Below are 26,894 nucleotides of genomic sequence, written 5' to 3'. Positions count from 1 at the left end.
TCGCCTCAATGCAAGCTCAAATGCTCGCGCCAGCCGCCGTTTTGGTGGTTTGGACCATCATCGTATTGTTCTGGATCATTCCGCCGCGGTTTGGATCGATTTCAAAGGCCGACACTTCTAGCCTGAAAGGCAAAGAGGGATCGCGTGGGCAAGACCTCGAAGGCGTTCTGCCGGACAAAGCCAATTGGCCAGCACACAACCACACACATCTGCACGAACAACCGACGCTGTTCTATGCCGTGGTGCTGATGATCACGGTGCTTGGCCCGACAGGCACCGATGTGATGCTTGCATGGGCGTATGTCGGCCTGCGTATTGTCCATTCACTTTGGCAAATTCTGGTGAACAAGGTTGGGCCTCGGTTTGTCTTGTTCCTGCTCAGCACAATTGCATTGATCGCGCTTGCCATCCGCTTGCTGATGATCACTGTTTTTGCGGACCCATCCGCGCTGCCTCAATAAACGAACGGAATTCTCCCATGAACGGACTTGATATTCTGCAACCCGCAGTTGCGCTGATGATCTGGACGATGATCATGTGGGCTTGGATGTATGCGACCCGTATTCCGGCGATGAACAAGTCGCCAGACATCGAAGACCCTGCAAAACTGGTCGGCTCCACCGGGGCCAGTTTGCGCGCGAAGCTGCCAGAAAAAGTCAGCTGGAAAGCCGACAATTACAATCACCTGCACGAACAACCGACGGTTTTTTATGCAGTGGTGATGGCGCTTGCCTTGCTCGACCAAGGCGGCGGTATGAACGCATTTCTGGCGTGGATTTACACCGGTCTGCGCATCACACACAGCCTAGTTCAAGTCACCGCGAACAAAGTCATCGTCCGGTTTGTGCTGTTCGCATTGTCGAGCCTCGTGCTGATCGCACTGATTTTCCACGCGAGCATCGTGGTGTTCGACATTCATATTTGATCGGGTGCCGAAAGCGGCGGAGGATCACTCCGCCGCTTCGGTAACTGGTTCCTCGGCATCTTCACGCGCCGCAAGGAAACGTTCCCCGTCGAGCGCAGCCATACAGCCCATACCGGCTGCTGTGACCGCCTGACGGTAGACATGATCGGTAACATCGCCCGCCGCGAATACGCCCGGAATAGCGGTCTTCGGTGTGCCCGGCTCAACGTCCAGATACCCGCTATCATCCATCGCCAGCTTGCCCTTGAACAACTCGGTCGCGGGCGCATGGCCGATGGCCACAAATGCGCCGTCTACTTGCAGCGTCGATGTCTCGCCTGTCTGCGTGTCTTCGAGCACTAGGTGATCCAGCGCGCCGCTCTCTCCCGCCTCAAAGCTCTTAACCTGCTTGTTCCATAGCGTTGTGATCTTCGGGCTCTTGAAGACACGGTCTTGCAGAATCTTTTCTGCACGCAGTTCATCGCGGCGGTGGATCAGGGTCACATCGTCGGAATGGTTGGTTAGGTAAAGCGCCTCTTCAACGGCGGTATTGCCTCCGCCAATCACGGCCACTTTCTTGCCGCGATAGAAGAAACCATCACAGGTCGCGCAGGCCGATACGCCCTTGCCGCCCAGTTCCTGTTCGCCCGGCGCGCCGAGCCATTTGGCCTGCGCGCCGGTGCAGATCACCAGTGTGTCACCGATATACTCGTCACCGCTGTCGCCAATCGCAGTGTATGGAGGGCCGCTTTCGAGGTCGACCGAGACAATCGTGTCCCACATCATGCGTGTGCCGACATGCTCCGCCTGCGCCTTCATCTCTTCCATCAGCCACGGCCCCTGCACCACTTCGCGGTAGCCGGGATAGTTTTCGACGTCAGTGGTGATGGTCAGCTGACCGCCGGGCTGCAGACCCTGCACAACGATCGGCTCCAGCATGGCGCGCGCGGCGTAGATGGCGGCGCTGTATCCAGCCGGACCGGAGCCAATGATGAGCATCTTTGTGCGATGGGTAGCCATATCTCGTATTCCTAGTAACTGCTGCGCTTGACTTAGGCGTTCAGACGGCGCGCTTCAATTCGTGGCGGAGTGGAAAGTCTTAGGCATCCACAAGCTCGGCTTTGATCGTGGCGCGCATATCCGCGTCCACGCTCAGCGCTTGCTCCAAATACGTCTCGACACTACCAAACCGACTTTTGACCGAATGGCGCGCCGCTTCGAGAAATTCCGCGTCCACACCCATCAACATGCGCGCCGTCGCCTCGTCTTTCGTGCCGTATTTGCTGCCCAGCATATTCATGCCGTGAGCGATGCGTTCATCATTGCGCGGCGAATGGTTGGTCAACAGATAATCGTGCATTGCATCATCGGGATGCACGCCAAGGATATGATGGAGCAAATCAACGGCGATGCCAGTGCGGTCTTTGCCAGCGGCGCAGTGGACAAGGCTCGCGCCCTCGCCTCTTGCAAGCGCCTTGAAATAATCGCGTAGCACAGAATTGAGCCCCTCGCGGTCCGGCAATGCCCCATACAGCTCTACCATGGCGTGGTGCGCGCTCGCGGCGTCGATGCTGCCCTCTGCCGCTTCAAGATGCGGGGCAAGTCCAGCAGTTTCGCCCTGAAAATATAGCACCTGCGCATCGAACCCGTCAGGACGAATGCAGGTGTTTCGTGAGCGTTCACTGTCGCCGCGAAGGTCGATCACATAGCGCAAATCAAGGCCCGCAACCGTTTCGAGATCAGCCGGACTCGCATCGGCGTGATGGCCGGAACGCAGCAAAAGGCCTGTTTTGACACGCCCTCCGCCTGCGACGCTGTAACCGCCGTAATCGCGCAGGTTGTGAATGCCTTCGGTGGGAAGGAATGGCTCTGTTGGAATGTGTCGAATCATATGCGCGGGTTTGGCAGCGGCGCTGTCATCGCACAACCATTCGCGCGCTTTCTAATAAGGGACAGTCCCTATCCGCCCAGAAGCATTGGTTTGGTAAGTTCAATTGTAAGCAACAGGCTCGCTCAAAGGTTTTCACCTCGACTCACCAACCCGATAAGGCCCGCTTATGGCTCACATTCTAATTGCAGACGACGATGAACTGGTCGCCGAAATGGCGAGCGACATCTTGATCGACGCTGGCCACGCTTGCGGATGGGTCACCAATGGAGAGGATGCATGGGCACTGATGCAGCAGAGACGCCCCGACCTTCTCTTGCTCGATCAGGATATGCCCGGAATTTCAGGTGTTAGCCTGCTAAGAAAGCTGCGCGGATCGGCCAAGTTTTACGATCTGCCTGTGATCATGTTCACCGCAATGCAGGGCGAAATCGATGAAAGCCGCGCTATCTATGCAGGCGCTCAGGATTATGTCCGTAAACCGTTTACGCCGCTCATGCTAACCAGCCGGATCGAACGAGCGATCATGAAACTTGGCGGATCGCACCTTGATCTCAAAACGCGGGTGGCCCGGGATGCCGGGTTTCTGGAAAACACTATTCGCCTCGAAAGGCGGCCAGTCTAAAGACTGACACCCGCAAGATCGTCACAGAAATTCTTGGTCCAATTCTGCACGTTGTCATCCCGCACTGTGCCGATCATCGCTTCGTACCGGCTCTTGCGCTCGTCCAACGACATGTCGAGCGCGGTTTGAATAGCCCGCGACAGAGCATCTGGACTGTGCGGATTGACGATCAAAGCACCCTTGCCATCACACGCAAGTTGCAACGCCGCGCCGGCAAAATCAGATAGCAACAGGACACCGGGGTCTTCCGGATCCTGAGCCGCAACGTATTCCTTTGCCACCAGGTTCATACCGTCACGCAGCGGGGTTACCATTCCGATCTTAGAAGCCCGGAAAAATCCGTACAATTCGGCGTGGCTGTACCCTTGGTTCACATAGCGGATGGGCACGATATCGACCTGGGATCGCGCACCATTTATCTGGCCGGTTTTCTGTTCAAGCTCGGCACGAATTTGCTGATAGCTCTCAACATCCTCACGGCTTGGCGGCGCAATCTGGATAAAGATTAGATCTCGGGTCCGTTCGGGATGCTGGTCAAAAAAGCGGCCAATCCCGTCAATCCGTTCCGGCAGGCCTTTCGAATAGTCGAGCCTGTCGACACCGATCATCCCAGTGCGATTGCGAAGCGATTCCAGCAGGCGCTTCTCGGCGGCCTTCGCCTCGTCAGTCGCGCCCTGACTTTGGAAATGATCCCAATCGATGCCAATTGGATAGGCGCGTGCAACGGTGGTGTTGCCTTTGTGGTTGATCCTGCCGGTCTCTTTATCGACCTCAGCGCCTAGCTCGGTTTCGCAATAATGGAAAAAGCTGCCAAGCCATTCCTCTGTCTGAAAACCAATAAGGTCATAGGCCAGCATCGTTTCGACCAATCGCTCGTGAAACGGCAGCGATGTTAGCAGGCGCGTTGGCGGCCACGGGATATGGCTGAAAAAGCCGATCCGGTTCTTCGCGCCGCGTGCACGCAGCCGATCGCCCAGCGGGATCAGATGATAATCATGAACCCAAACAAGGTCCTCTTCCTCAATCAGAGGCATCGCGCTTTCGGCAAAGCGTTCATTGACCCGCTCATACCCTTTGCCCGTTTCATTCTCGTATTCGGCAAGGTCGATGCGGTAGTGAAACAACGGCCACAATGTGGAGTTTGCATAGCCGTTGTAATATTCGTCTATGTCCCGCTCGGATAGATCAATGGTCGCAGTGGTGACGCCATCGCTGCGCTGAAGGTTCATATTGCCGGTGCGGTCTTCGCTTTCCTGTCCTGACCAACCGAACCACAGTCCGCCATAGTCTTTAAGCGCGGCATTCAGCGCGCCTGCCAGACCACCTTGTGCTCCTGCGACGCCGCGGGCTTTCGGCACGGCGACGCGGTTCGAGATGACGACTAGGCGGCTCATATTTCTACCTCACATCGCTCCACAATTTGGAGAGCAGTCCAGCGCAATTGATTACCCCTACTAGCGAGTAGGTCTGCGGGAAGTTCCCCCAAAGCTCGCCGGTCTCATAATCAAGGTCTTCCGACAAAAGCCCCGATCCGGTTGTATGGCTGAGCATCGTATTGAACAAAGTGCGCGCTTCATCATCTCGTCCAGCGAGGTGCAAAGCTTCAATCAGCCAGAATGTGCAGACGTTAAACGCGGTTTCCGGCGCGCCGAAATCGTCTTCGGCTGCATAGCGGAGCATGTGATTTCCGCGCCGCAAATGCTCCTCAACAGCAGCAAAGGTCTGCTTGAAACGATCATTGTCCGGCGAAAGGAAACGCAGTTCGACCATCTGGAGCAAACTCGCATCCAGATAATCGCTTTCAAAGCTGGCCCCGTAATGGCCGCCGCCTTTGCCATCATCTTTCCATGCTTTCGTCTCAATCGTATCGCGGATGCTATCGGCCCGCTCGCGCCAAATTGCGGCGCGGTCATCTTTGCCAATATGCGTCGCCACGGTCGCCAGCCGGTCACATGCTGCCCAGCTCATTACCGCTGAGTAGGTGTGGACCTCTTCGCGTGTCCGGAATTCCCAAAGCCCAGCGTCTGGTTGATCATGCATGGCCCACGCCATCTTGCCAACTTGCTCCAAGTTCTCAAAATCGCGCTCGTCCGCCGGACGCAGCAGGCGTTTGTCGAAGAAGCTTTGCACGCTCGGCAAAACAATCTGGCCGTAACAATCGTGCTGGATCTGTTTGTACGCCGCATTGCCCCTCCGAACAGGACCCATGCCGCGATACCCCGCGAGGTAGCTGGCCGTTGTCTCGTCCAGCTCGCTTTCGCCCATCACCGAATAGAGCGGCTGGATCTGTCCGCCGCGTGCGCCGTCCACGATGTTGCGCAGATAGCCGAGATACTTTTCCATGACATCAAGCGCGCCAAGCCGATTGAGCGCCTGAATCGTGTAATAGGAATCGCGGATCCAGCAGTAACGATAATCCCAGTTGCGTTCCGAGTTTGCAGCTTCGGGAATGGATGTTGTCAGCGCGGCGACAATCGCACCGGTCTCTTCATGCTGGCACAATTTGAGAGTTATCGCACAGCGGATCACTTCCTCTTGCCATTCGAACGGAATGTGGAGCCCGCGCACCCACCGCTGCCAATATTTGCGCGTTCGCTGTTCCATACCGCGCACTTCTTCGCGCAGGTTCCCGACAAACGGTTCATCCGGGCCGAGGAAGAAATGCGTATCCTCCTCGATGCGGAAGGTCCGGCCATCGAGAACGTAGCCCACTGGAGCATCCGTTGAGAGGCGAAGCGCCTGCGGCCCGACGAGATAGCGGATATGGTTGGTTCCGTGCGTCGTATCCGCGACCTGCGCGCCGTAATTCTTCACCGGATTGAGCACCACGCGAACACGCGGAATGCCCGCAATCGGACGAACAATTCGAGTGTAAGCAACCGGGCGGTACATCCGACCAGAACGTTCATAACGCGGGCAGAAATCAAGAATTTCAATCGCGCTGCCATCGCTCGCCTCCAGCGTGGTGACAAGGTTGGGCGTGTTGCGAATATATTCCTGTTTGGAAGAGACCTGCCCTTCAAGTTCAAACCGCCAGATACCCGCATCACGCTGATCATCGTTGAGCAGTGATGAAAACACCGGATCGCCATCAACACGCGGCACACAGCCCCAGACCAGCGCACCCGTCTGATCAATCAGTCCGGAAACCTGACAATTGCCAATCGGCCAAAGTTCCAGATTGGGGATGCGCGTTTCATTCATAGATTAAGCCATTCGTGGACAGAGGTAACATTAGGAAGGCGATAGGTGGCAATGGTTTCCTCGCGGTCGCCGATCAAGATACCGGCGCCGCCAGCTTCGATGCAAGCGGCAAAACCCGCTTCATCGGTCAAGTCATCGCCAAGAAAAAAGGGGCGCGATCCGGCGAATGGAGCGATGCCTAGAAAGGCTCGGACGGCAGCGCCCTTATTGGCGCTCTTCGCCACTATTTCGACCACGCATTTGCCGCTTTGCGCAGCCCAACCGTTCTCATCCGCCAGCTGCTTGGCAAAGGCGTGTGCGGCGGGCCCTGCTTCCTGATTGGAGCGGTAATGCAGCGCACCGCCATGCGGTTTGTGCTCGTAATCAAGCGCGTTATCAGCCGCAAAAACGCGCAATCGCTGCTCGATAGCTGCGGGAAGCCCAATCGCGCCGTCACCCAGCTGTGTACCATCCGCAGCGCGAACGTCCGACCCGTGCGAGCCAGCGCCGGCCACAGGAAGCGGTCCGATATGCTTTTCGATATCGTCGAGTCCGCGACCGCTGACAATCGCGCATCGGCCATCAAGTCTGGTCGAAACAACGCCAAGTTCGCTCGCCAAACCAGCGCGCGGTTTGATCTCATCCGGGCCCGGAGCAAGCTCAACAAGTGTTCCATCAAAGTCGAGAAAGAGAGACACCGGCCCCTCCCCCATCAGGGAGGCAAGCGGCGGCGGCGCGCCCGTTGCAGTGCCGGATACCATAGTGCGAGGCATAGAGGCTCAGACCGACCCGTCAACAATTCTGCTGCATTGCACAATCGTATGCGTGAATGGTTCGCTTGCTCAGATCGCGTGGGCTTTCAACAATTCGTAATCTGCACGGCAAGTGTCCGCGACGCGCGCATAATCGGAATCGAGTTCCGGCAATGACCCAGGAGCCGCACCAAAGCCGGTCGAGGCATTCACCCTGTCATACCAATGTGCACCCCACACGCCGTCTGCTGAATGTGACCCTTTCGCCCAGCCGAGCATCGCCGGATCCCATGCGATCCCAAGTGCCTCGCAAAGCTTAGCGAGTGTGCCGGCGGGATCGCGCAAAACATCGTCGGAATCGACCACTGGCGGCGCATAGCCGGTTCGCTGAGCTTCAGCGTCAAAGTATTCACGCTGACGAGCGATACCGAGGTGTTCAGGGCGGATCGCGCTGCGCTTCTTGGCGTAACTCGCCGCCACTCGGACGGGATTGCGGATCAGGAAGGCATGGCGAAGAGTTGGAAAATCATCGATTGAAACGGGGCCTTCCATATGGTGCGGCATCTGTTTTTGATACCAGATTGCCGAACCATCAGGCGCATCGCCGCGCATTTGAGCCGCCACGCTTTGCCAATCGCAATCCATCGAGGCGATCACATCCTCAATCATCGGCTGCGGATCGCCAGTTTCTTTCAGGTATGCTCCATAGAATGGCTCATCACTGACGAACGTATCGGTGCGGCTCGAAAAGCTGCGCATCATCGCAGTGGAGAGGTTCCGCGGACCTGACCACATGGCGATCCTGATTGTCATGCGACGTCCCGATCAATAAGGGCCTTGTAGAGCCCCTGAAGCCTTTCAACCATCGGTCCGCGCGCCTCCGTCAACTTCCGGCCATCCACTTCTGTAACGGGCACAACACCTGCGAACGTACCGGTCACGAATGCCTCATCCGCGCCGTAGACATCGGTGAGTGAAAAGTTCTTCTGGAACACCGGAATGCCGGCTTCTTCGCACACACGGATCACGCTGCTGCGCGTTATTCCGCCAAGGCAATAATCGCCCGCGGAGGTCCAAACCTCGCCTTTGCGGACGATAAAGAAATGGGTTGAGTTGCAGGTCGCAACGAAGCCCTGCGGATCGAGCATCAATGCCTCGTCTGCTCCGGCCTGCGTGGCCTGAATACAGGCTGTGATGCAGTTGAGTTTGCTGTGCGAGTTGAGCTTTTGATCCTGCACCGCCGGATCGCCGCGCCTCACATGAACAGTGAACAGCCGGATGCCTGTTTCAATGGTGGACGGCAGCGGCGCCTTGTATTCTGGGATGATCACAATCGTGGCCGGCGAGATCACGACGCGCGGGTCTTGATACGGCGTCGAGCGAATGCCGCGCGTCACCATCAATCTGATGTGCACGCCTTCCTGCTCGCGCATATCATTGCCATCAATGGTCGCATCAATCCGGTCAGACAGTTCTGCGCGGGACAGACCAACATCCATCGCTATCGCCTTTGAGCCTTCGTAAAGGCGGTCGAGATGCGCCTCTAGGAAGGCGATTTTGCCGCGATGCAGCCTCAATCCCTCCCACACGCCGTCTCCCAGCATGAACCCGCTATCAAAAACAGAAACGGTCGCGGCTGCGCGCGGTACCAGTTCTCCGTTGACGTTGATCAGAATGCTCTCATTGCGCGGGTCAGGCGCAAAATCATGTGTTCCTTTAGCCATGCGATCTGTCTAAGCGTCCGGGCGAACGTGGCAAGAGCCGAAAGCAGAGCTAAGATTGAGGCTCTGAACGGACGAACGCCTTGTAGGTGTCTCTTTCATGCTGACCGGTGAGGCATTGATCCCCGTGCATCAGCCATGCGTGGAATAGCGCATTTCGGTCGTCGTCGTTCGCACGGGCACCGATGGTGATACGGCCAGCTAATCCGCGCCGTTTCAGCATCCACCTTCCCGCCATCGCTTGGGGAAGGCAAACTGCATCGAACGGCACTTTTCCAGCGGCCCGTCTGACCCAGATACCAACAAACCGAGCGCGGTCTGGATCGAGTTTCTCGTTTTGATGAAACGGCCCACTGCTTTCGGCAACATCGCCCAACCATTTCCGCCAGTATCGGAACGGGACGAACTTTATCAGAAACCGAGCCGCCGCGAGCATAATGGTGGCTTCAAACGCCCATCGCGCGCCGCCCAGCAGTTTCCTGATCACGTTGAAAGGACGAGCCAACATTGGCCTCACAAATCCAGCACATGCTTCGCGATGATGTTGCGCTGAATTTCATTCGTTCCGCCATAAATACTCTGCGCTCTGGTGCCAAAATATGTGGCAACGCCCGGCGCGGCGAAAGCAGCGTCGCCGGTCCACTCCGGACTAACGCTATCGTCGAATTTGCGCATCCCGTGCTCTGCTGCAGCGACACAAAAGAGCCCCGTGATTTCCTGGGCAGTTTCGGTCGCCATAATTTTCAGGATCGATGCTTCTTTACCCGGCGACCCGCCATCTTTGACCGAGCAGAGCACGCGCAGAACAGTGATCTCTAAAGCATCCACGCGCATATCTGCTGCGCTCAATCGCGCTGCGAACGCGCTGTCGTCGATCAGCCGCTGGTTGCCGCCCGCTGAAATCTGCGAAGCGATCGCGCGGATGTTCGCGAGCTGCGTGCGCTTGCCCCCGATCCGCGCGTACGACGTCCTCTCGTTACCCAGCAAATATTGCGAATAGGTCCAGCCTTTGCCCTCTTCACCGATGCGATTGAAAACCGGCACACGAACATCAACAAACTCGACCTGACTTAAATGATATTTGCCATCAATCGAGATGATCGGTTTGACCGTAACGCCGGGCTGATCCAGCTCTGCGCAGACGAAAGTGATGCCCAGCTGCTTCTTTTCTTCCTTCGATGTCCGGGTAAGCAGGAAAATCCAGTCGGCGTGGTTCGCCGCAGAGGTCCATATCTTTGTCCCGTTGAGGACATATTCATCGCCATCGCGAACAGCGGAAAACTGCAAAGATGCGAGATCAGAGCCTGCATCAGGTTCACTGTATCCTTGCGCCCAGCCGACTGATCCATCGGCAATTCCGGGAAGCCAAGCTGCCTTTTGTTCATCACTGCCGAATGTGTAAACAACGGGCCCGACATAGACGACGCCCATAGGAGTGACCGTGGGCACCCCTGCCCGCTCCAACTCCTCATCAAAGATGTATTGTTCCTCAATCGACCAGCCGGGCCCGCCGTGCTCTTTCGGCCACGCACTGGCGAGCCATCCTTTGGCACCCAGTGCCATCTCTGCCTTGCGAACGTCGGCCGTCGTCAAACTTGCCCCTGATGCGACCTTTTCGAGAATGTCCTTAGGATAGTCATTCTGAAAGTATGATCGAATCTCGGAGCGAAATTGCTGCAACTCAGGGGATTGCGAGAGGTTCATGCCGTGGCTCTTTGCATCTTGAGGAAATTCTAGTCAGCGCTTCGTAGCAGACTTCCAAGATGCAATGAAATGGTAGCGGAGGAGGGATTTGAACCCCCGACACATGGATTATGATTCCACTGCTCTAACCAACTGAGCTACTCCGCCCCATCTGGGCTTCGCGAGGATAATTGCCTCAAGCGAGCGGCGCATTTAGGGCGCGGCTGCGCGCGGGTCAACCGTTGATATGCGCAAGTTTAAAGCCGCTCTCGCCCTCTGAACCGGCATGCCTTCACCGGTTCCCACGGACCGCCCTTGTAAAGGTGCAGTTCGAGCGCCGGAAAGGCGAACCGGGTGTGCTCTATCTGAGGGGCGAGTTCGGCCTGCAATGCCCTCGCCTCGCGTTTTGTCACCTTGTTCTGGATCGTGATGTGCGGGCGCGGCTCGTACAGGTCCTGCGCCGTTAAGCTGCCATGGAAATGCTCGGCAATAAATTCGCGAAGGATCAGCAATTGCGGGCTGTGCAGCGCGATCGCGGTTCCGGTGTGCAGATCCATCACTCCGCTGATTTCGGCTTCGGGAGCGGCAAACTCATTCGCAACGCGCGGAAGGAAATCCTTTAGCTCATCGAGCAGCGAAGGCGCGAAGGAATGGAACATGGTGACATGCGCATGCAGGTGGTTTCGCTGCGCCGGGTAATGCGCGCGGCGCAGGCTATCAGACCATCCCTGAATATCGGGCGGCAATTTCGCAGTAACGATGAACGGGTTGGCCATGATCTAATGTGGTCGCGCGGCCGAACCGAAAACCGGCTCTCACTTTTTCTGGCCGCGCTTCAGGACCTACATTTCGCCCCGTTCACGGCGGAGCTGATACCATTTCTCAACCGCCGCATTATGCCCTTCCAACGTGGCGTTGAATTCATGCCCTCCCGTGCCGTCAGCTACCATGAAGAGGTAGTTGTGGCGTTCAGGATTGAGCACGGCCGCGATACTCTCTCGTCCTGGATTGGTGATCGGCCCCTCTGGCAAGCCGACGCGGGTGTAGGTGTTGTAACCATTCACAGCCGCAATTTCGGATTGGCGGATGCGGCGGCCCAGCGGCTTACCCTTGGTGATCGGGTAGATGATCGTCGGATCGGCTTGCAGCAGCATGCCGGTCTTTACGCGGTTGGAATATAGGCCAGCCACGGTGCCGCGCTCTGATGCGGTTCCGGTTTCTTTCTCGACAATAGACGCCAGAGTTAAGGCCTCACGCATTGTCTCAACCGCGATATCCGGCCCGCGTTCTGCCCATGCCTCGGCAAGGTATTTGTCCATCGCCGTTTGCATCTGCTCGATAATCTCGCCGCGATCCTGTCCGCGCTCATACGAATAGGTATCAGGCATCACTGACCCTTCGAGAGGGACCGCAATATCGCCCGTAAGCAGCTCTTCTGCCATCAATTTCTCGTGCACGAGGATCGATGGCATGCCTTCGGGGATTGTCACAAAACGCCGGATAACATCGCCGTTCTGAAACGCAGCCAGAATGTCGCCCTGGCTCATTTCCGGCTTTAGCGAGAACTCGCCTGCCTGGATCGGATCGGACGAACCCAGCACCCGCGCATACATCAAGAAGCCATCGGCGGAGACGATCAGGCCTTCATCTTCCAGCTTGTTCGCAACCGCGCTGAGCGACGATCCCGCCGGTATGACGAACGGCGTTTCCTGCTTGATCGTGGTGCTGCCCATCAGGGTGCCGCCAAGATACAGGCCCGCTGCAAGAGCAACTGCAAACAGCAATCCGGCGATGCAGCCGACCTTTTTCATGCGCTTACCCGTCAACCTTTTGCATAATCAGTGATGCGTTGGTGCCGCCAAAGCCAAAGCTGTTATTCAGCACTGCGCGCACTTCGCGCTTTCTTGCGGTGTGCGGCACAAGGTCAATGCCTTCGGTGCCGTCATCAGGATTGTGCAGGTTCAGCGTCGGCGGGACAATGCCATCGCGCATGGCGAGAATGCAGAACACCGCCTCAACCGCGCCAGCGCCGCCGAGAAGGTGGCCGATAGCAGATTTCGTCGAGCTCATCGAAGCACCGCCGAGGTCTTTGCCGAGTACCCGCATAACAGCGGCCAGCTCGATTGTGTCGGCCATAGTGCTGGTGCCGTGAGCGTTTACGTAATCAATATCGCCCGAGGTTAGGCCAGCCTTTTTCAGAGCCATCTTCATCGCCAGCTCTGCGCCCTTGCCGTCTGGATGCGGCGCAGTGACGTGGTAAGCATCGCCAGAAAGGCCGTATCCGGTGACTTCAGCATAGATCGTCGCACCGCGTGCTTTGGCCCGCTCGTACTCTTCCAGCACGACGACACCGGCACCCTCACCCATGACAAAGCCTTCGCGGTCTTTGTCATAAGGGCGGCTCGCCTCGGTCGGACGATCGTTCATGCCCGTGTTCAGTGCGCGCGCCTGTGCAAAGCCTGCGATACCCAGCGGGTTGATGGTGCTTTCCGCACCGCCAGCCAGCATCACATCCGCATCATCCATCATAATCATGCGCGCGGCATCGCCAATCGAATGCGCACCGGTGGAGCAAGCTGTCACAACAGCGTGGTTCGGCCCCATAAAGCCGTATTTGATCTGAACCTGTCCGGTGACAAGGTTGATCAAGCGGCCGTGGACAAAGTGCGGTGACACACGCGCAGGGCCGCGATTTGCGAGAACCAAGCTTTCGCTTTCAATACCCGGGAGACCGCCAATGCCCGCGCCAATGGAGCAGCCAGTGCGCTCCTTTTCGGCCTGCGTCATATCGGTAAGGCCCGCGTCTTCGAGAGCCTGACCCGCGGCATCAATGCCGAAGACGATGAAGGGATCAACCTGCCGTTGAACCTTGTGATCGACGCGCTTGTCCGCGTCGAAGCCCCAAGGGTGATCCTTGTCCTTCACCTCACACGCGATGGTGCATTTCTGGTCCGACGTATCAAACCGCGTGATCTGGCCCGCGCCGCTTTCGCCCGCGATCAGGTTTTTCCAAGAGGTTTCGACATCGCCGCCCAGCGGGGTGACAAGTCCAAGTCCGGTTACAACAACGCGGCGCATACCATTCTCCAAAAGCCCCGAACGGGCGTTATTTGTGTGACGCAGAAACACTACAGGCCCGCGACCCTGCAAAGGGCTCGGGCCTGTTGGTCAGCCGCCCGCTATGCGGGCATGCCGGGGGCAATTAGCCCTTATGTTCTTCGATGAACTTGGTGGCATCGCCAACGGTGCTGATTTTCTCAGCAGCATCGTCAGGAATTTCAACACCGAATTCTTCTTCGAAAGCCATCACGAGCTCAACGATGTCGAGGCTGTCTGCGCCCAGATCATCAATGAAGCTGGCTTCCTGAGTAACTTTGTCGCCTTCAACACCAAGGTGCTCGACAACAATCTTCTGCACGCGGTCGGCAGTATCGCTCATGTGTATCCCTCTTAAATTGGGTTTTGAATAACAAGAATGGCCCTAATAGCCAGTTCGATTGAGCGCAAGTGCCGATCACTTTTGCCCCCGTTTGCGCCCTTTAGTCGAACAGCGAGCGGGCCGGTAAAAGCTCGATATCGCTGCGTTTCATCAAGGCGCGCTCGATCATGTATTTATGCCATGAACCGAAGATCACAAGGGCTTTAAGCCCCTTTCCCGTTACGGAATCGAGTGTTTGCGCGGTCAAATCGGTGTGGGCACGGTTTATCTGTGTCCACCCGCCAGGGCCAAGATCACCGTCGAAATATGTCTGATAGGGCGTCTGGGCGCGCTCGACGATTGCGTCATATTCAGGGGTATGAATGAACCGCGGATCATCGCCGCGCGCTCTCAACTCGCGCGAATAGCGTGCCCTCGCCGCCTGATGCTCCGCCCATTCATCTGCGCGCGCAGGGTCATTCTCAATCACTTTGAGTGCCGCGTTGCGGTTATCAGCGAGTTCGCGGCTCCAGCCCGCATTGCCCGTAATGGAGTAACCCATCGTCTCTGACAGCGGAAACACCGCTTCGGTCAACTCTGGAAAAACACGCGCACGCGGCGCGGCAACTTTGCCCGTTTCCGCGAAACTGCTCAGCGCCAGATCCACCTGATCCGGCGGCAATTCGGTAAGCACAATGTCAGGCTCTGCCCGCATGATCGCTTTGCGCAGCACATCGAGCGAATAGAGCTCGCTGGTGCGATGACGCCCATGGATCGCGCCCAGCACTGTCACTTTGGTGATCGAAGGATCTAAGGATGTGCGTTCAGACGCGCATCCAGCCAAAGGCTGCGTCGCCGCGCCCAGCCCTGCGGCCAAGCCGCCCAATATTGCATGTCGCCGAGTGGTGTTCATACTGTCTAGTTCGCGCGTCAACGCAGCGCCGTTACATCACTGCGAAAACGGGACAGCTGGCGGAACCTCTTCGTCGGAGGGCGCGGCCATTATCTCTGCCCGCATATTCACCTGATTGAGCCCTTGCTGCCAGTTATCAACGCGGTCGAATGCCTCCAGAGTCATCGGCTTATCAGGCGAAGCGTCAAGCGCGCGCTGATACGTTTCGCGGGCCATGTCATAATCGCCAAACCGTTCATGACACAGCGCGACGTTGAACAGGACAGAGGCCTGATCCGGCGCGCTTAATTCAATCGCTTTAAACGCCTCGCATGCCGCATCTTCATCGATCTTGGTCAGCTTCACAGCCGCTTTGAACGCGTGGCGATCGGCCTTCTCCAAGCCTTTGCGGCGTTCAAGAATCCGGTAGTCCTGCCGGTAATTGCGCGGGGCAAGCGCGCGGCGGACCCGGCCAGCAAAGCTGCGCACAAGGCCGCTCGCCATTTCACTGCGCGAGGGACGCGATCCGGAATCGTCACAATGATCTTCGGTGCGGGTTAGCTCGTCACGCTCGTAATACAGCACTTCGCCTTCGCGGGAGACAAGCTCGATATCGGGATAAAGAGAGACCTCAAACCGGTTACAATCGTAATATGTCGTTTTGTAGCGGATGCATTTCTTGTCCTCGTTCTTCTTCTCGCAGCTGCGGACTTCTTTGTCCTCCAGCTGGGTGATCGAAGATTGAGAGTCAGCGGATCCCTGAAAAACCGCATCCACTGGCGTATCGCGCCCCGGCGCGACATCAAACCATCGGTTGTTATCAACGCCGGCGCGTTCGAGAGCCTTTTTTAGTTCGAAACCGAGTTTGCCGCCTTGATTACCGTCCAACGGATCAACTGCGATTACTTCCAGTTCGATGCCCGCATCGCTGCTCGCAGGGAGGTACCCCTCGACCGAGATGGTTTCTGCATGGGCAAAAGTGGCAGCAAACGCCGCCCCCAAAACAGCCGCGCCAGACGCGATACGAAAACCCGATTTCATTGACCCGCTCCCCCTTGGAATTGAGTTTAGCATATCGAGTGATCGAGGTTAGGGTAAGATGAATTGCCAGACTGGAGCCGCTTTTCAGCGGAGAATCTTCAACGATCGGGCGAAGACACACAACCCATCGCAGTTCATGAACGGCTCAGCGAAGGCTCGGAACCATTCATGCCCTTCAGCCATTAAGTCATTGAAAGCGCATCGCATTTGGCGCAGCGCAATTGAAACTCAACGGTCAAGGAGAGCCATGACACAGAATATTGAAATTCTTAAATCACTTACCCAAACCACATTTGATTCAGTCGAAGGTTACCGTAAGGCAGCGGAACATTCTGACAGCCGCGCACTGACAACGGCGCTGGAACAGCGGGCCGATATGCGAGCACAAACGCTGGCGAAACTGAACAACGGCCTGCAGATGCACGGCGAGAAACCGATCGTGAGCGTCAGTATGACCGGATCGGTGCACCAGACATTTTTGAAGATCACCGAAGCGATCTCGGGCGGCGACAAAGCCGCAGTCGAGCGAGTGGACGAAGGCGAAGAATATATTGCCGAAAAGTTCCGCGATGTGCTGACAGACGAAGATGTCGCAGACATGGATCTGTCGGTCCGCACCCTGATCCAAGATGCGTACAATGAAATCAGCAAGGGCGAGAAATTCGCCAATATGCTGGAAGAGCAATATGCATAATCCGACAGGATGACGCCCGGGGAAGCGTCAGGGCGTTGAGCGCCCGCCTCTTCTGACAGAAGCGCCGTGCGCTCCGCCACCTCCCCCTGGCGATATCACATAAAAAAGGCCACCTTGCGCATTGCGCGAGGCGGCCTTTTTCTGTTCGCTTCAGGTGACGCGCGCTTACTGTTCACCCTCTTTCTTGGGCGGTTCAATCGTGCGCAGGAACAGCTCGCGCAGCTGCGCGGGCTCGGCCTTGCTCGGCGCGCTCATCATCAGGTCTTCACCCTTCTGGTTCATCGGGAAAGCGATGACTTCGCGGATGGCTTCTTCACCCGCCAGCAGCATCACGATCCGGTCAATCCCCGGAGCCGATCCGCCATGCGGCGGCGCGCCCAGCTTGAACGCTTCGATCATGCCGCCAAATTCGCGGTCCACGTCTTCGTTGGTGTATCCGGCCAGTTCAAACGCTTTGTACATGATGTCCGGACGATGGTTCCGGATCGCGCCCGATGACAGTTCATAGCCGTTGCAGACGATGTCGTACTGCCACGCCTTGACCTCCAACGGGTCCATCGTTTCGAGCGCTTCCATCTCGCCTTGCGGCATGGAGAATGGGTTGTGGCTGAAATCGACCTTCTTCGCGTCTTCATCCCATTCATACATCGGGAAATCGACGATCCAGCAGAATTTGAAGCAATCCTGTTCGATCAGCTCAAGTTGCTCGGCAATCTGGGTGCGCGCAGCACCGGCCAGTTTCGCCGCGTCCTTTTCCTTGCCAGCGGCAAAGAACAATCCGTCATCTGCGCCAAGGCCAAGCTCGTCATAGAGTTTCGCCATAAGGTCCGGCCCGTGGTTTTTCGCAATCGGCCCGCCGAACTCACCACCTTTGCGGGTAACATAGCCGAGACCGGCGAAGCCTTCGCTGCGCGCCCAATTGTTCATATCGTCGAAGAACTTGCGGCTCTTCTCATTCGTCTTCGGCGCCGGGATCACACGGACAACGCCGCCGCCGCCCACGATCTTCTCAAACAGGCCAAAGCCCGACTTTTCGAAGTGGCTGGTGACATCGCTGATGATCAGCGGGTTACGCAGGTCCGGCTTATCGGTGCCGTATTTCATCATTGCTTCGGCGTATGGGATACGCGGGAAGCTGCCCGATGGCGTAACGCTGTAACCGCCAGAGAATTCCTCGAACGTACCAGCGAGAACAGGCTCGAGCGCTTGGAACACGTCTTCCTGCGTGACGAAGCTCATTTCGAAGTCGAGCTGATAGAATTCGAGGGAGCGATCGGCGCGCAAATCTTCATCGCGGAAACACGGCGCGATCTGGAAATACCGGTCAAAGCCGGACACCATCAGCATTTGTTTGAACATCTGCGGCGCCTGAGGCAGCGCGTAGAAATTGCCCGGATGCATGCGCGACGGCACGAGGAAGTCGCGTGCGCCCTCTGGCGAAGACGCCGTCAGGATCGGAGTTTGAAATTCGGTAAAGCCCTGCCCCGTCATCCGGTTGCGCAGCGAGGTAATGACCTGCGACCGCAGCACGATGTTGCGGTGCATAGTTTCACGTCGCAGATCGAGGAAGCGATATTTGAGGCGGATTTCCTCAGGATATTCCTGCTCACCTGCAACCGGCATCGGCAATTCTTCAGCTGCGCTCTGGATTGTGATCGATCGAACGAATACCTCGATTGCACCAGTGGGCAGGTCTTTATTCACCGTTTCGGGCGTGCGCGCTTTAACATCGCCATCAATGGTGATGACAGATTCTGCGCGGAGCCGTTCAAACACTTCGAGAGCGGGCGAATCTTCATCCGCAACCAGCTGGGTGATTCCGTAGTGATCGCGCAGATCGACGAACAAAACCCCGCCATGATCGCGTTTACGGTGGACCCAGCCCGACAAACGGATCGATTCTCCGACATTTTCAGCGGAAAGCTGTGCGCAAGTGTGTGTGCGATAAGCGTGCATCTAAACTCTTGTCCTGTTTATGCGTATGGCCCAAAGGACCACGGCGCGGGCGCGCCTGCAAATTTATGGGGCCATCTATGCCCTCTTTGTGCGCGCGCTAACAGGGCAAGACCTCCGTTTTGTCAAGGGAAGCGATGAACTGGGCGTAAAGCCCGAGAGCGGTACTCCGCTCCAACGAACAAGAAGAACAATGAAAATACATGATCTGATTACCACCACCGAAGCTCTCACCGAACTGTGCGAGCGCCTCTCAAAATCCGAATTTGTAGCCGTGGACACAGAGTTCATGCGCGAGAACACCTATTGGCCGGAACTCTGCCTGGTGCAGATCGCCAATACGGAAGAGGCCGCCGCGATTGATCCGCTGGCCGATGGCATTGACCTAACCCCGCTGCTCGATTTGATGTGCGAGAATGACGAGGTGCTGAAGGTTTTCCATGCTGGCGGTCAGGATGTCGAAATTATCGTCAACCTTACGGGCAAGACACCCTATCCCATTTTCGACACGCAAATCTCGATGATGGCGATCAGCCAGTCGGAACAGATCGGCTATGCCAACCTTGTGGAGACTTGGCTGGGCATCACCGTCGATAAGGGCGCGCGTTTCACCGATTGGAGCCGCCGACCGCTGACCGATCGCCAGATCGAATACGCCATCGGCGATGTTACGCATTTGTCCGTGATCTTCCCGAAGATCCTGCAAAAACTGATCAAGACTGAACGCGGCAACTGGCTTAATGCGGAGATGGAAAAATTGGCTGATGCGAGTAACTACATTGTCGATGCAGACAATTCATGGAAACGCATCCGCTCGCAAGGCCGCAATCCGACCGTTCTGGGCCGCTTGAAAGCGCTCGCCGCTTGGCGCGAAGGCGAAGCGCAGCACAAAAATATCCCGCGCGGCCGGATCATGCGCGATGAAACGCTCGCCGACATCGCCAGCCACCCGCCCAAGAAGCAGTCCGATCTCGCCAAAGTGCGCGGGCTTTCTGCGGCATGGAAAGACAACGACATTGGCAAACGCATGATGAAGATCATCGCCGATGCTGAACCGCTTTCCAAAGAAGAGATGCCGCAAAAAATGAAGCGCGGCGCGCCTTTGGGCAAAGAAGGCGCGCTTGTAGCCGACCTGCTCAAACTGCTTTTGAAAATCCGCGCCCGCGAAATTGATGTGGCCCCGCGCCTGCTCACCCGCGCAGACGAGATGGAAGCGCTCGCCGCCGGTGTTCGCGAGCTAAAAGTTCTCGAGGGTTGGCGTTACGATGTGTTCGGCAAAGACGCGCTGGAACTGGTCGAGGGCAGACTTGCCTTTGCAGTTCAAGGCGGCAGGCTGAAAATGACCCATATCGATGACATGCAAGCGAGCATGGAAGAAACGCAGGCCGACGCCGAAGCAGCGGAGTAAGAGGGCGCAAATGTCCACCTACCTCCCCACGATCAAACAATTGCAATATCTGGTTGCGCTGCATGAGCACGGCCATTTTGGCCGCGCAGCTGATGCCAGCTTTGTTTCGCAATCGACGCTATCGGCGGGGATTCGCGAGCTGGAATCGCTGCTGGGCGTGACGCTGGTAGAACGCAGCCGCCGCGTGGTACGTTTTACGGCGCTGGGCGAGCAGGTAGTGACCAAAGCGAATAAACTTCTGCGCGAGGCGGAGGAGCTGTCCGATCTGGTGCAAGCCGCGGGTAAACCGCTTTCGGGACAGCTCCGCATGAGCGTGATCCCGACCATCGCACCGTTTATGATCCCGCGCATTCTTCCGCGCCTGCGTAAAGAACGTCCCGATCTGCAATTGCTGCTGCGCGAGGAAACCAGCCAGGACGCGATGGATTCGTTGCAACATGGCAGGGTGGATTGCGTGTTGCTGGCCCTGCCATTTGACACGGCAGAGGCAGAGTTTGAGCACATCTCTGACGACCGGTTGTTTGTTGCTTTCCCGAAAGACGACCCGCGCGATCCGCCCGCGAGCATTCATCCCGATATGATCGATCAAGGGCGGCTGTTGCTGCTCGAAGACGGGCATTGCCTACGCGATCACGCTCTCGCCGCTTGCAACCGCAGTGAACTGCGCGCCAGCGCCGCGATGATCGGCACCAGCCTGCACACGCTGGTGCAAATGGTCGATCATGACCTTGGCCTCACCATGCTTCCCGAAATGGCGATTGAGGCCGGCATTCTCACCGGCACAGACGTGGTCGCCCGCCCTGTCGAAAGCGACACAGCGAAACGCGAAATTGTTCTGGTGTGGCGCAAGAACTCGCCGCGTGAGGCAGATTTCAAACTGCTCGCAGAAGAACTCCGCGCAGGTTAGCAATAGAAAAACAGTTCGCCGACATATCGGTAGTCAAAGTCTGAATAGAACTGAGATTTATCTCTAGACTTTAAAAAATTCCGTTTAATTTCAGATACTGTTCCGACCAAAATCCCTCGGACATATTTGTACAATACCAATTCAGTGGAACGCTCTAAATCGGCTTCTGCAGATTGGGAGGGAATTATGTCGAACGAAACCTACACCGTAAAATCCGGCGATACGCTTCAAAAGATCGCGAACCGGTTCAATGTCGATGTCGAGGACCTGGCCCTACGCAACAATATCCGTGATCCCAATCTTATCCGTGTCGGTCAGGTCATCACCATTCGCGAGGCAAGCAACGTCTATCTGGTGCAATCGGGCGATAGCCTGTCCAAAATTGCGAGCGCGCACGGCACCACTGTTGAAGCGATCGTGGCGGCCAATCCCCGCATCCGAAACGCGAACATGATCTCTGTCGGCCAATCGATCACTATACCCGCTGGTTCGGGTAGCAGCGGCGGCGGCACGACCAGCGGTGGCAGCACAGGTGGCGGCGACAACACCGACGGACATCTCAATCTGACCGAAAAGGACGTTCGAGACATAAAGAAGACGCTTCAGACCGAGTGGGTGCAGTTCGCCGGTGACGATCAGGCAAAAGGTATCGTTGATACCATCCTCAACCGGCTTGCCTCCGATCATTGGGGTTCGACCATCGCCAGCGTTGTGAATGCCCGAAACCAGTTTTCGGATATCAATGGCCCGATTTCACGCAAAGAAGGACGCAGTTCGGTCGACCAATACCCGATGAGGAACGTCAGCAGCCGCGTGAACACCTTCGTAGACGACTACCTGCAGAAGCTGGCCACCGGCACGCCCTCATTCGTGAGCTCGCACCTCAATTATGCAAATCCGCATTTTTCCGATTCACACAATCTCGTTTGGATCATGGCTCTCGACGGCCCTGTTCTCGGCAAAGGCAATGCGATCCACCGTCATGGTACAGTGCCGGAATTGCAGCGGTTCCGCCCCGCCCCGTTTCAAGTGGTTTTGCCCGGCGGCACAGCCCCTTCCAACTCGCGATCGGTCAGCAGCGGATCGGTGGACGGGCGCGCAATCGCGGCCCAGCATAATGTCGGTGTGAAAAGCCGGTCGGTGAAGATTGGCGCGCTGCATCCATCGATGGAGGCCGTGATCATCGCCGTGTCGCAAGCGGCAAGCGAGTTGAACCTTCCGCGCCCCGTCATCACGTCGGGCAATGACAGCAGGCACAGCACCAATTCACTGCACTATGCAAACCGCGCATTGGATTTCCGAGGGCGTAACATCACCCGCGATCAAGGCTCTGCCTTAGATGCGCGCGTCGAGCAGAAACTTGGCAATGATTATGATGTCATCTTTGAAACGTTCTCCAATTCGAGCAACAACCACCTTCATGTCGAGTACGATCCACGGTAAGGTGCTTGCATGAAGTATTATTCGAAGACGGGTATCGCACTATCGGTTGCGACGCTGATGATGACAGCCGCTTGCTCCAACGAACCACAGGCCGAAGCACCGGCGGATAGCAAGCCGGTGGCAGCGCCGCCGCTCGCGCAGTCCAACCAAATCGAACCAAAGGCTGATATCGCGCCCGAAGCAGTCACCGCCTCCAAAACCGAAATCTCAAGTCAGAAAGACATCAAACAAGGCGACAAGCCAGCCTGCCTGATCGAATTCGCCTATGAAGGATACGATCCGGAAACGCTCATTTGGGAAGGCGAGAAATGCGCCAATGTGAAAGCAAGTCTGCTGGATCCAAAGGCGCTCAGATCGCTTGGCAAATGGAAACGGTTGGACGAGTTTGCCAAGAGTCACGTCGAGAATTTGCCGGACGACAAAGTGCTGTATGTCGAAGGTGAATTCACAGCGTCGGTCTATCCTGTGGGTACGACAAGGCAGAGTTACGAGGTCACAGTCGCGGATTGATCATCGCTGCGCCAAAACCAGTGCCTTAAGGTTTTGTAGCTTTGCATCATATCGGCCATAACCACGGCTATCATGTACGCACCTCCGACACCTCCGAATACCGCCGGCTCAGGCTTTCTGCTGGGTATGCTAGCTACGATGCTGGGTGCGTTTGCCTATCTCGTATACGGCCCCGGCATTGACGAAGGCTATGCCGGGTTTGGCGTGCTGTTCGCTATACCGTTTGCCTTGGGCGCATTGGTCGGTGGATTGGGCTGGGCATCCTACAACACAGTCGGCTGCATACTGGCCCCTATTGTTTTGTTCGCGATACTTTTCCCGCTTGTCTATTTTGGCGTCGGCGAAGGGCTGGTTTGCATCATGATGGTGCTGCCGTTCTGGTTGGTCGGCGGAATTGGTGGAGCTCTCGCGGGGTTGATAATCAAAATCCGGCGCGAAGAGGCCGAGCGTGAGGCCGCATCAGGCACGCGCCTGAAAATCTCCGCCGCCCTCACTTTGCCATTCGCGCTGATCTATGCCGAGGAAATGAGCCCGCCGGAATGGCAGGAACGCTCTGTAACGCGCACCGTTACAATCGCCGCGAGCGCGGAAGAGGTGTGGCCGATGCTGGTCGCGATCCCCGATATTGCGGGCGATGAAGGCAAAGCGACTTTCACCCATGATGTGATCGGCATCCCCCGTCCTAGCGACGCGGCTCTGGTCGAGCGCGAAAGCGGGTTGGTTCGCGAGGCCGAATGGGGCCCTAACATCCGTTTTGAAGAGCATGTGGACGAGATTGTCGAAGGAGAACGGATCGCGTGGTCCTTCGTATTCCCCGACGAATCCGTTCAAGCGCACACCGACAAACACATCAATCCCGATGGTCCCGTCGTGAAGATTGCGCGCGGCGGATACACGCTTAGCGATACCGGAAATGGCGAAGTCGAACTGACGCTAACCACGCAATACCAAATGCGCACACGGCTCGGCTGGTATTTCGGCCTATGGGGCGAAGTGCTGCTCGGCGATGTTCACGACAATGTACTTGAGGTGATTAAGGTGCGGGCTGAGGCGGGATAGTCCACACGTACAATTTCGAACGTCAATACTTAGGGAATTTGAATTGCTTGGCTGTCTAACAATACTGATCACAATCGGGTGTGGAATTGCTTCAGGCATGGGATATTTTTCGTTTTGGTGGACGATGATTCCTGCGTTCTTTGCAGCAAGTTTTGCGGTTTCAAACAACGATGCGCAACTCTCGACCGTTATGCGCGCTAATGAAGAAGGCAGGCTGCACGTTATGCCTCTTTTCATCGCATCGGGAATGTTGACGATATTGGCAATAAGTGGCGGAGCTTATTGGGCCGCTCGCTATTTCAGCTAGCTCAATCCATATGCTTCAAACCAACCCGCAGGTAATCCCAGCCGGTAATCACGGTCAGCACCGCCGCTGCCCATAGGCTGCCGAGGCCGATTACGTGGACCCAGCTTTCGGCGATGGTCAGGCAGTCCGGACCGGGGCTTTGGCATGGCTGGCCATGCACCGCGCCGCCGCCGATTAGCGCGCCGAGCGCGATCAGTTGAAACGTCGTCTTCCACTTCGCCAGTGCCGACACGGGGACGGATACCTGCAACCCGCCCAAAAATTCTCGCAGGCCCGATACCGCAATCTCGCGGATCAGGATCACTAGACCCGCAATGACATGCATATCGCCGACATATGGTCCGCGCAGATACCCTTGCGCGGTCAGGATCAGCAGCACGGTTGCCACCATGATCTTGTCCGCAATCGGATCGAGGAAGATGCCGAGCTTTGAAACAGTCCCCTGCGCACGCGCCAGATAACCGTCAAAAAAGTCGGTGATCGCAATCAGCGCATAGAGCGCAAAACCAATCGCATACCCCAGCCGCCATTCCGGCCACCACAGGAAGAACGCCAAAAGCGGCAGAGCGAATATACGCGAAAGCGTAAGGATGTTGGGTAACGTCAACATATCAAAGGATGCTCTAGCGTCACTTTTATCCGCGCAAAAGTCACCTTGCCGGTTTGTGAACGCTCTTGTGAAAGACGGTGCAACCGCTATCTGGGAATCAGAGGAGCGATTTCGAACACCATTTATGACCACGTCGACGCGTCTCCTGACCCGTAAGCGGTTTATGCCGCTAATGGTCACGCAATTTTTCAATGCGTTCAATGACAACCTTTATAAGACCGCGCTGGTCCTGTTCGTTGTCTATTCCGTTTACAGCGACGAAAAACAGGAAGCGTTCTTTAGCGGCGTTGCCTCGCTGCTGTTCATCACCCCGTTTGTGCTGTTTTCTGCTTTGGCAGGTCAGCTTGCCGACACGCGCGATAAAGCCGCGATCATCCGCATTGTGAAACTGTGCGAGATTGGCTGGGCATCCCTCGGCGCGGCGGGGCTGTACATGGCTTGGCAGGGCATTGCCGTGCACACGGTAGCCATCCCGATGCTGCTCGCAGTGGTGTTTCTGGCAGCGGTGCAATCCGCTTTCCTTGGTCCGATCAAATATGCGATCCTGCCGCAGCATCTCAAAAAAGATGAAGTGTTGCCCGGTACCGGCTTGGTCGAGGCAGGCACCTATATCGCGATCCTGACCGGCACGATCCTCGCCGGATTTATCGACATCGAATACGCCATCATACTGGTCGTGATAACGTCGATTGTCGGATATTTGGTGTGCCGCTGGGTGCCGGATGCTCCGCCGCAAGGGAACCATGAACTGCACTTCCCCTTGCTGGAACCTTATGCCGAAAAGACCCGCAATCCGGTTCTACGCTGGATTGGCTATGCACCTGTTGCGCTCGCCGATCAGGTCGTAATGAGCTGGCGGCTCGTCAAAAAGACCCGCGACATTCGAGAGATCTGGTTCGCGATTATCGCCATCAGTTTTTTCTGGACCATCGGCGCGGTTCTGTTCATCCAGTTCCCGCCGCTCGCGAAGAATCAGCTTCTCGCCACGCCAGAAGTCGCGAGCCTGTTTCTCGTCATCTTTTCGATCGGCATCGCGATTGGATCGATGGTGATCAACACGCTCTTGAAAGGCGAAGTGTCCGCCCGATACGCCCCGACCTGCGTCGTGCTGATGGGTATTTTCCTCATGGGCTTTTACTTCGTTTGCCGTGCATGGGTTCCGAATGAAGCGGGCGAATTGCTGCCAATTGAGCAGTGGATTTTGGAACCGCTCGCGATTCCGCTTTCGCTGATCCTGCTGGGCATTTCGACCGCAGGCGGAATGTTTGTGGTGCCGCTCTACGCGTTTCTAACCACGCGCTGCGCGCCTGATGCCGCCAGCCGCACAATTGCAGCCAACAATATCGTCAATTCGCTGGCGATGGTAACGGGTTCGATCGTGGCGCTGGGCATGACCGCGCTCGGCATTCCGGTGGCCGAACAATTGATGTTCGCAGCCCTGATGACGGCAATCGCCGCGTGGCTTGGCAAGAAGCTTCACAATGCCGAGATTGAGGCCGCTCCCGCAAAAGCGGCGCTGTAAATCCTCAGAAGATAAAGACGAGCACCGCCGCAGTCACCGCCACATAGGTGGTGGCAAATCCGCGGACGTCTTCTGCGGTCAACCGCCACAGCGATTCCGCCGGAATATCAAGCAGGTCAGCCTTCACGTTCGGCGGCAGTGTTGCGCGGAACGGGTGACGACTTGTTTCATCAGTAAGGACAAGGCTGCGACGCATATTCTCTCTCGAGTTGTTTTGTTATCTGCGGCCCGCCTACGCGGTTTTAACGTTTTCTTAACCCCTTCCCTGCCGCCTGCTTATCCCCTGTCACACAGCGGGACAGAACTGGCGTTTCGCTAACCATGTCGGTTGTACCGCTCTCACTGCAATTGCCTCTGCTTCGCACCCCAGCTAA

At 56.7% G+C, this 26,894-nt stretch carries 29 protein-coding genes and 1 tRNA gene; 11 read left to right on the top strand and 19 right to left on the bottom strand.

The annotated features are described in order from the left end of the window. Nucleotides 1–8: 8 nt before the first annotated feature. Both KCG46_RS09070 and KCG46_RS09065 read left to right on the top strand, forming a co-directional pair. Nucleotides 9–461, top strand: a complete 453-nt coding sequence (locus KCG46_RS09070; protein ID WP_218404915.1) for an MAPEG family protein — start codon at nt 9–11, stop codon at nt 459–461. Between the two features lie 17 nt (nt 462–478). Then, nucleotides 479–925: an MAPEG family protein gene (locus KCG46_RS09065; protein ID WP_218404914.1), complete on the top strand. Its 447-nt coding sequence runs from the start codon at nt 479–481 to the stop codon at nt 923–925. Nucleotides 926–949: 24 nt separating this feature from the next. Here KCG46_RS09065 and trxB read toward each other — a convergent pair whose 3' ends face one another. Next, complete coding sequence (gene trxB, locus KCG46_RS09060) at nt 950–1,924, bottom strand: thioredoxin-disulfide reductase (RefSeq protein ID WP_218404913.1); 975 nt, start codon at nt 1,922–1,924, stop codon at nt 950–952. 79 nt (nt 1,925–2,003) lie between these two features. Further along, on the bottom strand, nt 2,004–2,795 hold the full coding sequence (locus KCG46_RS09055) for a tyrosine-protein phosphatase (RefSeq protein ID WP_218404912.1): 792 nt from the start codon (nt 2,793–2,795) through the stop codon (nt 2,004–2,006). A 166-nt stretch (nt 2,796–2,961) separates the two neighbouring features. Here KCG46_RS09055 and KCG46_RS09050 point away from each other — a divergent pair, with 166 nt between their 5' ends. Continuing rightward, the gene (locus KCG46_RS09050) at nt 2,962–3,417 is read left to right on the top strand and encodes a response regulator (RefSeq protein WP_218404911.1); all 456 of its coding nucleotides are present in this window, start codon (nt 2,962–2,964) and stop codon (nt 3,415–3,417) included. Here the strand turns inward: KCG46_RS09050 and KCG46_RS09045 are convergent. The 14 genes from KCG46_RS09045 to KCG46_RS08980 all read right to left on the bottom strand — a co-directional run bounded on the left by KCG46_RS09045 (nt 3,414) and on the right by KCG46_RS08980 (nt 16,107). Then, entirely contained in the window at nt 3,414–4,811 is a 1,398-nt protein-coding gene (locus tag KCG46_RS09045; RefSeq protein WP_218404910.1) for an alpha,alpha-trehalose-phosphate synthase (UDP-forming), read from the bottom strand. The genes KCG46_RS09050 and KCG46_RS09045 overlap by 4 nt on opposite strands. 4 nt (nt 4,812–4,815) lie before the next feature. Beyond that, entirely contained in the window at nt 4,816–6,621 is a 1,806-nt protein-coding gene (locus tag KCG46_RS09040) for a glycoside hydrolase family 15 protein (RefSeq protein WP_218404909.1), read from the bottom strand. Further along, complete coding sequence (gene otsB, locus KCG46_RS09035; RefSeq protein ID WP_218404908.1) at nt 6,618–7,361, bottom strand: trehalose-phosphatase; 744 nt, start codon at nt 7,359–7,361, stop codon at nt 6,618–6,620. Before otsB ends, KCG46_RS09040 begins: the two co-directional genes overlap by 4 nt. A gap of 81 nt (nt 7,362–7,442) precedes the next feature. Beyond that, entirely contained in the window at nt 7,443–8,165 is a 723-nt protein-coding gene (locus KCG46_RS09030) for a sulfotransferase-like domain-containing protein (protein ID WP_218404907.1), read from the bottom strand. Then, nucleotides 8,162–9,076 (bottom strand): aminotransferase class IV, encoded by a 915-nt coding sequence (locus KCG46_RS09025; protein ID WP_218404906.1) that lies wholly within the window; start codon nt 9,074–9,076, stop codon nt 8,162–8,164. The genes KCG46_RS09030 and KCG46_RS09025 overlap by 4 nt, the downstream gene beginning before the upstream one ends. Before the next feature lie 49 nt (nt 9,077–9,125). After that, nucleotides 9,126–9,581, bottom strand: a complete 456-nt coding sequence (locus KCG46_RS09020) for a lasso peptide biosynthesis B2 protein (RefSeq protein WP_218404905.1) — start codon at nt 9,579–9,581, stop codon at nt 9,126–9,128. 5 nt (nt 9,582–9,586) lie between these two features. Next, the gene (locus tag KCG46_RS09015) at nt 9,587–10,777 is read right to left on the bottom strand and encodes an acyl-CoA dehydrogenase family protein (RefSeq protein ID WP_218404904.1); all 1,191 of its coding nucleotides are present in this window, start codon (nt 10,775–10,777) and stop codon (nt 9,587–9,589) included. A gap of 70 nt (nt 10,778–10,847) precedes the next feature. Continuing rightward, nucleotides 10,848–10,924, bottom strand: a tRNA-Met gene (locus KCG46_RS09010). Nucleotides 10,925–11,013: 89 nt separating this feature from the next. Further along, on the bottom strand, nt 11,014–11,532 hold the full coding sequence (locus KCG46_RS09005) for a 2'-5' RNA ligase family protein (RefSeq protein ID WP_218404903.1): 519 nt from the start codon (nt 11,530–11,532) through the stop codon (nt 11,014–11,016). Nucleotides 11,533–11,598: 66 nt separating this feature from the next. Next, nucleotides 11,599–12,567 (bottom strand): endolytic transglycosylase MltG, encoded by a 969-nt coding sequence (mltG, locus tag KCG46_RS09000; RefSeq protein WP_218404902.1) that lies wholly within the window; start codon nt 12,565–12,567, stop codon nt 11,599–11,601. A gap of 4 nt (nt 12,568–12,571) precedes the next feature. Next, nucleotides 12,572–13,834, bottom strand: a complete 1,263-nt coding sequence (fabF, locus tag KCG46_RS08995) for a beta-ketoacyl-ACP synthase II (protein WP_218404901.1) — start codon at nt 13,832–13,834, stop codon at nt 12,572–12,574. Between the two features lie 124 nt (nt 13,835–13,958). Next, nucleotides 13,959–14,195: an acyl carrier protein gene (locus KCG46_RS08990; RefSeq protein ID WP_067596821.1), complete on the bottom strand. Its 237-nt coding sequence runs from the start codon at nt 14,193–14,195 to the stop codon at nt 13,959–13,961. A 100-nt stretch (nt 14,196–14,295) separates the two neighbouring features. Continuing rightward, nucleotides 14,296–15,087: a hypothetical protein gene (locus tag KCG46_RS08985; protein WP_218404900.1), complete on the bottom strand. Its 792-nt coding sequence runs from the start codon at nt 15,085–15,087 to the stop codon at nt 14,296–14,298. Between the two features lie 36 nt (nt 15,088–15,123). Further along, nucleotides 15,124–16,107 (bottom strand): tetratricopeptide repeat protein, encoded by a 984-nt coding sequence (locus KCG46_RS08980; protein WP_218404899.1) that lies wholly within the window; start codon nt 16,105–16,107, stop codon nt 15,124–15,126. A 247-nt stretch (nt 16,108–16,354) separates the two neighbouring features. Here KCG46_RS08980 and KCG46_RS08975 point away from each other — a divergent pair, with 247 nt between their 5' ends. After that, entirely contained in the window at nt 16,355–16,801 is a 447-nt protein-coding gene (locus tag KCG46_RS08975) for a PA2169 family four-helix-bundle protein (RefSeq protein ID WP_218404898.1), read from the top strand. 165 nt (nt 16,802–16,966) lie between these two features. Here KCG46_RS08975 and aspS read toward each other — a convergent pair whose 3' ends face one another. Beyond that, entirely contained in the window at nt 16,967–18,757 is a 1,791-nt protein-coding gene (gene aspS, locus KCG46_RS08970; protein ID WP_218404897.1) for an aspartate--tRNA ligase, read from the bottom strand. 190 nt (nt 18,758–18,947) lie between these two features. Here aspS and rnd point away from each other — a divergent pair, with 190 nt between their 5' ends. The 6 genes from rnd (at nt 18,948) to KCG46_RS08940 (ending at nt 24,388) form a co-directional block, all read left to right on the top strand. After that, nucleotides 18,948–20,162 carry a ribonuclease D gene (rnd, locus tag KCG46_RS08965; RefSeq protein WP_218404896.1) on the top strand — a complete coding sequence of 405 codons (1,215 nt, stop codon included), beginning with the start codon at nt 18,948–18,950 and terminating at the stop codon, nt 20,160–20,162. Nucleotides 20,163–20,172: 10 nt separating this feature from the next. Beyond that, nucleotides 20,173–21,069: a hydrogen peroxide-inducible genes activator gene (locus tag KCG46_RS08960; RefSeq protein ID WP_218404895.1), complete on the top strand. Its 897-nt coding sequence runs from the start codon at nt 20,173–20,175 to the stop codon at nt 21,067–21,069. A 186-nt stretch (nt 21,070–21,255) separates the two neighbouring features. After that, entirely contained in the window at nt 21,256–22,512 is a 1,257-nt protein-coding gene (locus KCG46_RS08955) for a LysM peptidoglycan-binding domain-containing protein (RefSeq protein WP_218404894.1), read from the top strand. Nucleotides 22,513–22,521: 9 nt separating this feature from the next. Then, complete coding sequence (locus KCG46_RS08950; RefSeq protein ID WP_218404893.1) at nt 22,522–23,022, top strand: hypothetical protein; 501 nt, start codon at nt 22,522–22,524, stop codon at nt 23,020–23,022. 72 nt (nt 23,023–23,094) lie between these two features. Then, complete coding sequence (locus KCG46_RS08945) at nt 23,095–24,081, top strand: SRPBCC family protein (protein ID WP_218404892.1); 987 nt, start codon at nt 23,095–23,097, stop codon at nt 24,079–24,081. 97 nt (nt 24,082–24,178) lie between these two features. Continuing rightward, nucleotides 24,179–24,388, top strand: a complete 210-nt coding sequence (locus KCG46_RS08940; RefSeq protein ID WP_218404891.1) for a hypothetical protein — start codon at nt 24,179–24,181, stop codon at nt 24,386–24,388. 1 nt (nt 24,389) lies between these two features. On the opposite strand, the gene pgsA is transcribed toward KCG46_RS08940, so the two are convergent. After that, nucleotides 24,390–24,998 carry a CDP-diacylglycerol--glycerol-3-phosphate 3-phosphatidyltransferase gene (pgsA, locus tag KCG46_RS08935; RefSeq protein ID WP_218404890.1) on the bottom strand — a complete coding sequence of 203 codons (609 nt, stop codon included), beginning with the start codon at nt 24,996–24,998 and terminating at the stop codon, nt 24,390–24,392. Between the two features lie 124 nt (nt 24,999–25,122). Between pgsA and KCG46_RS08930 the strand changes: the two genes are divergently transcribed. Further along, nucleotides 25,123–26,520 carry an MFS transporter gene (locus tag KCG46_RS08930; protein ID WP_218404889.1) on the top strand — a complete coding sequence of 466 codons (1,398 nt, stop codon included), beginning with the start codon at nt 25,123–25,125 and terminating at the stop codon, nt 26,518–26,520. A gap of 4 nt (nt 26,521–26,524) precedes the next feature. On the opposite strand, the gene KCG46_RS08925 is transcribed toward KCG46_RS08930, so the two are convergent. After that, nucleotides 26,525–26,716 carry a hypothetical protein gene (locus tag KCG46_RS08925; protein WP_218404888.1) on the bottom strand — a complete coding sequence of 64 codons (192 nt, stop codon included), beginning with the start codon at nt 26,714–26,716 and terminating at the stop codon, nt 26,525–26,527. Nucleotides 26,717–26,894 lie beyond the last annotated feature (178 nt).

This window comes from Erythrobacter crassostreae (assembly GCF_019204045.1).
Classification (GTDB): Bacteria; Pseudomonadota; Alphaproteobacteria; order Sphingomonadales; family Sphingomonadaceae; genus Erythrobacter; species Erythrobacter crassostreae.
The sequence above is the reverse complement of the archived record's forward strand: the minus strand, read 5'-3'. Positions and strand labels throughout refer to the sequence as shown.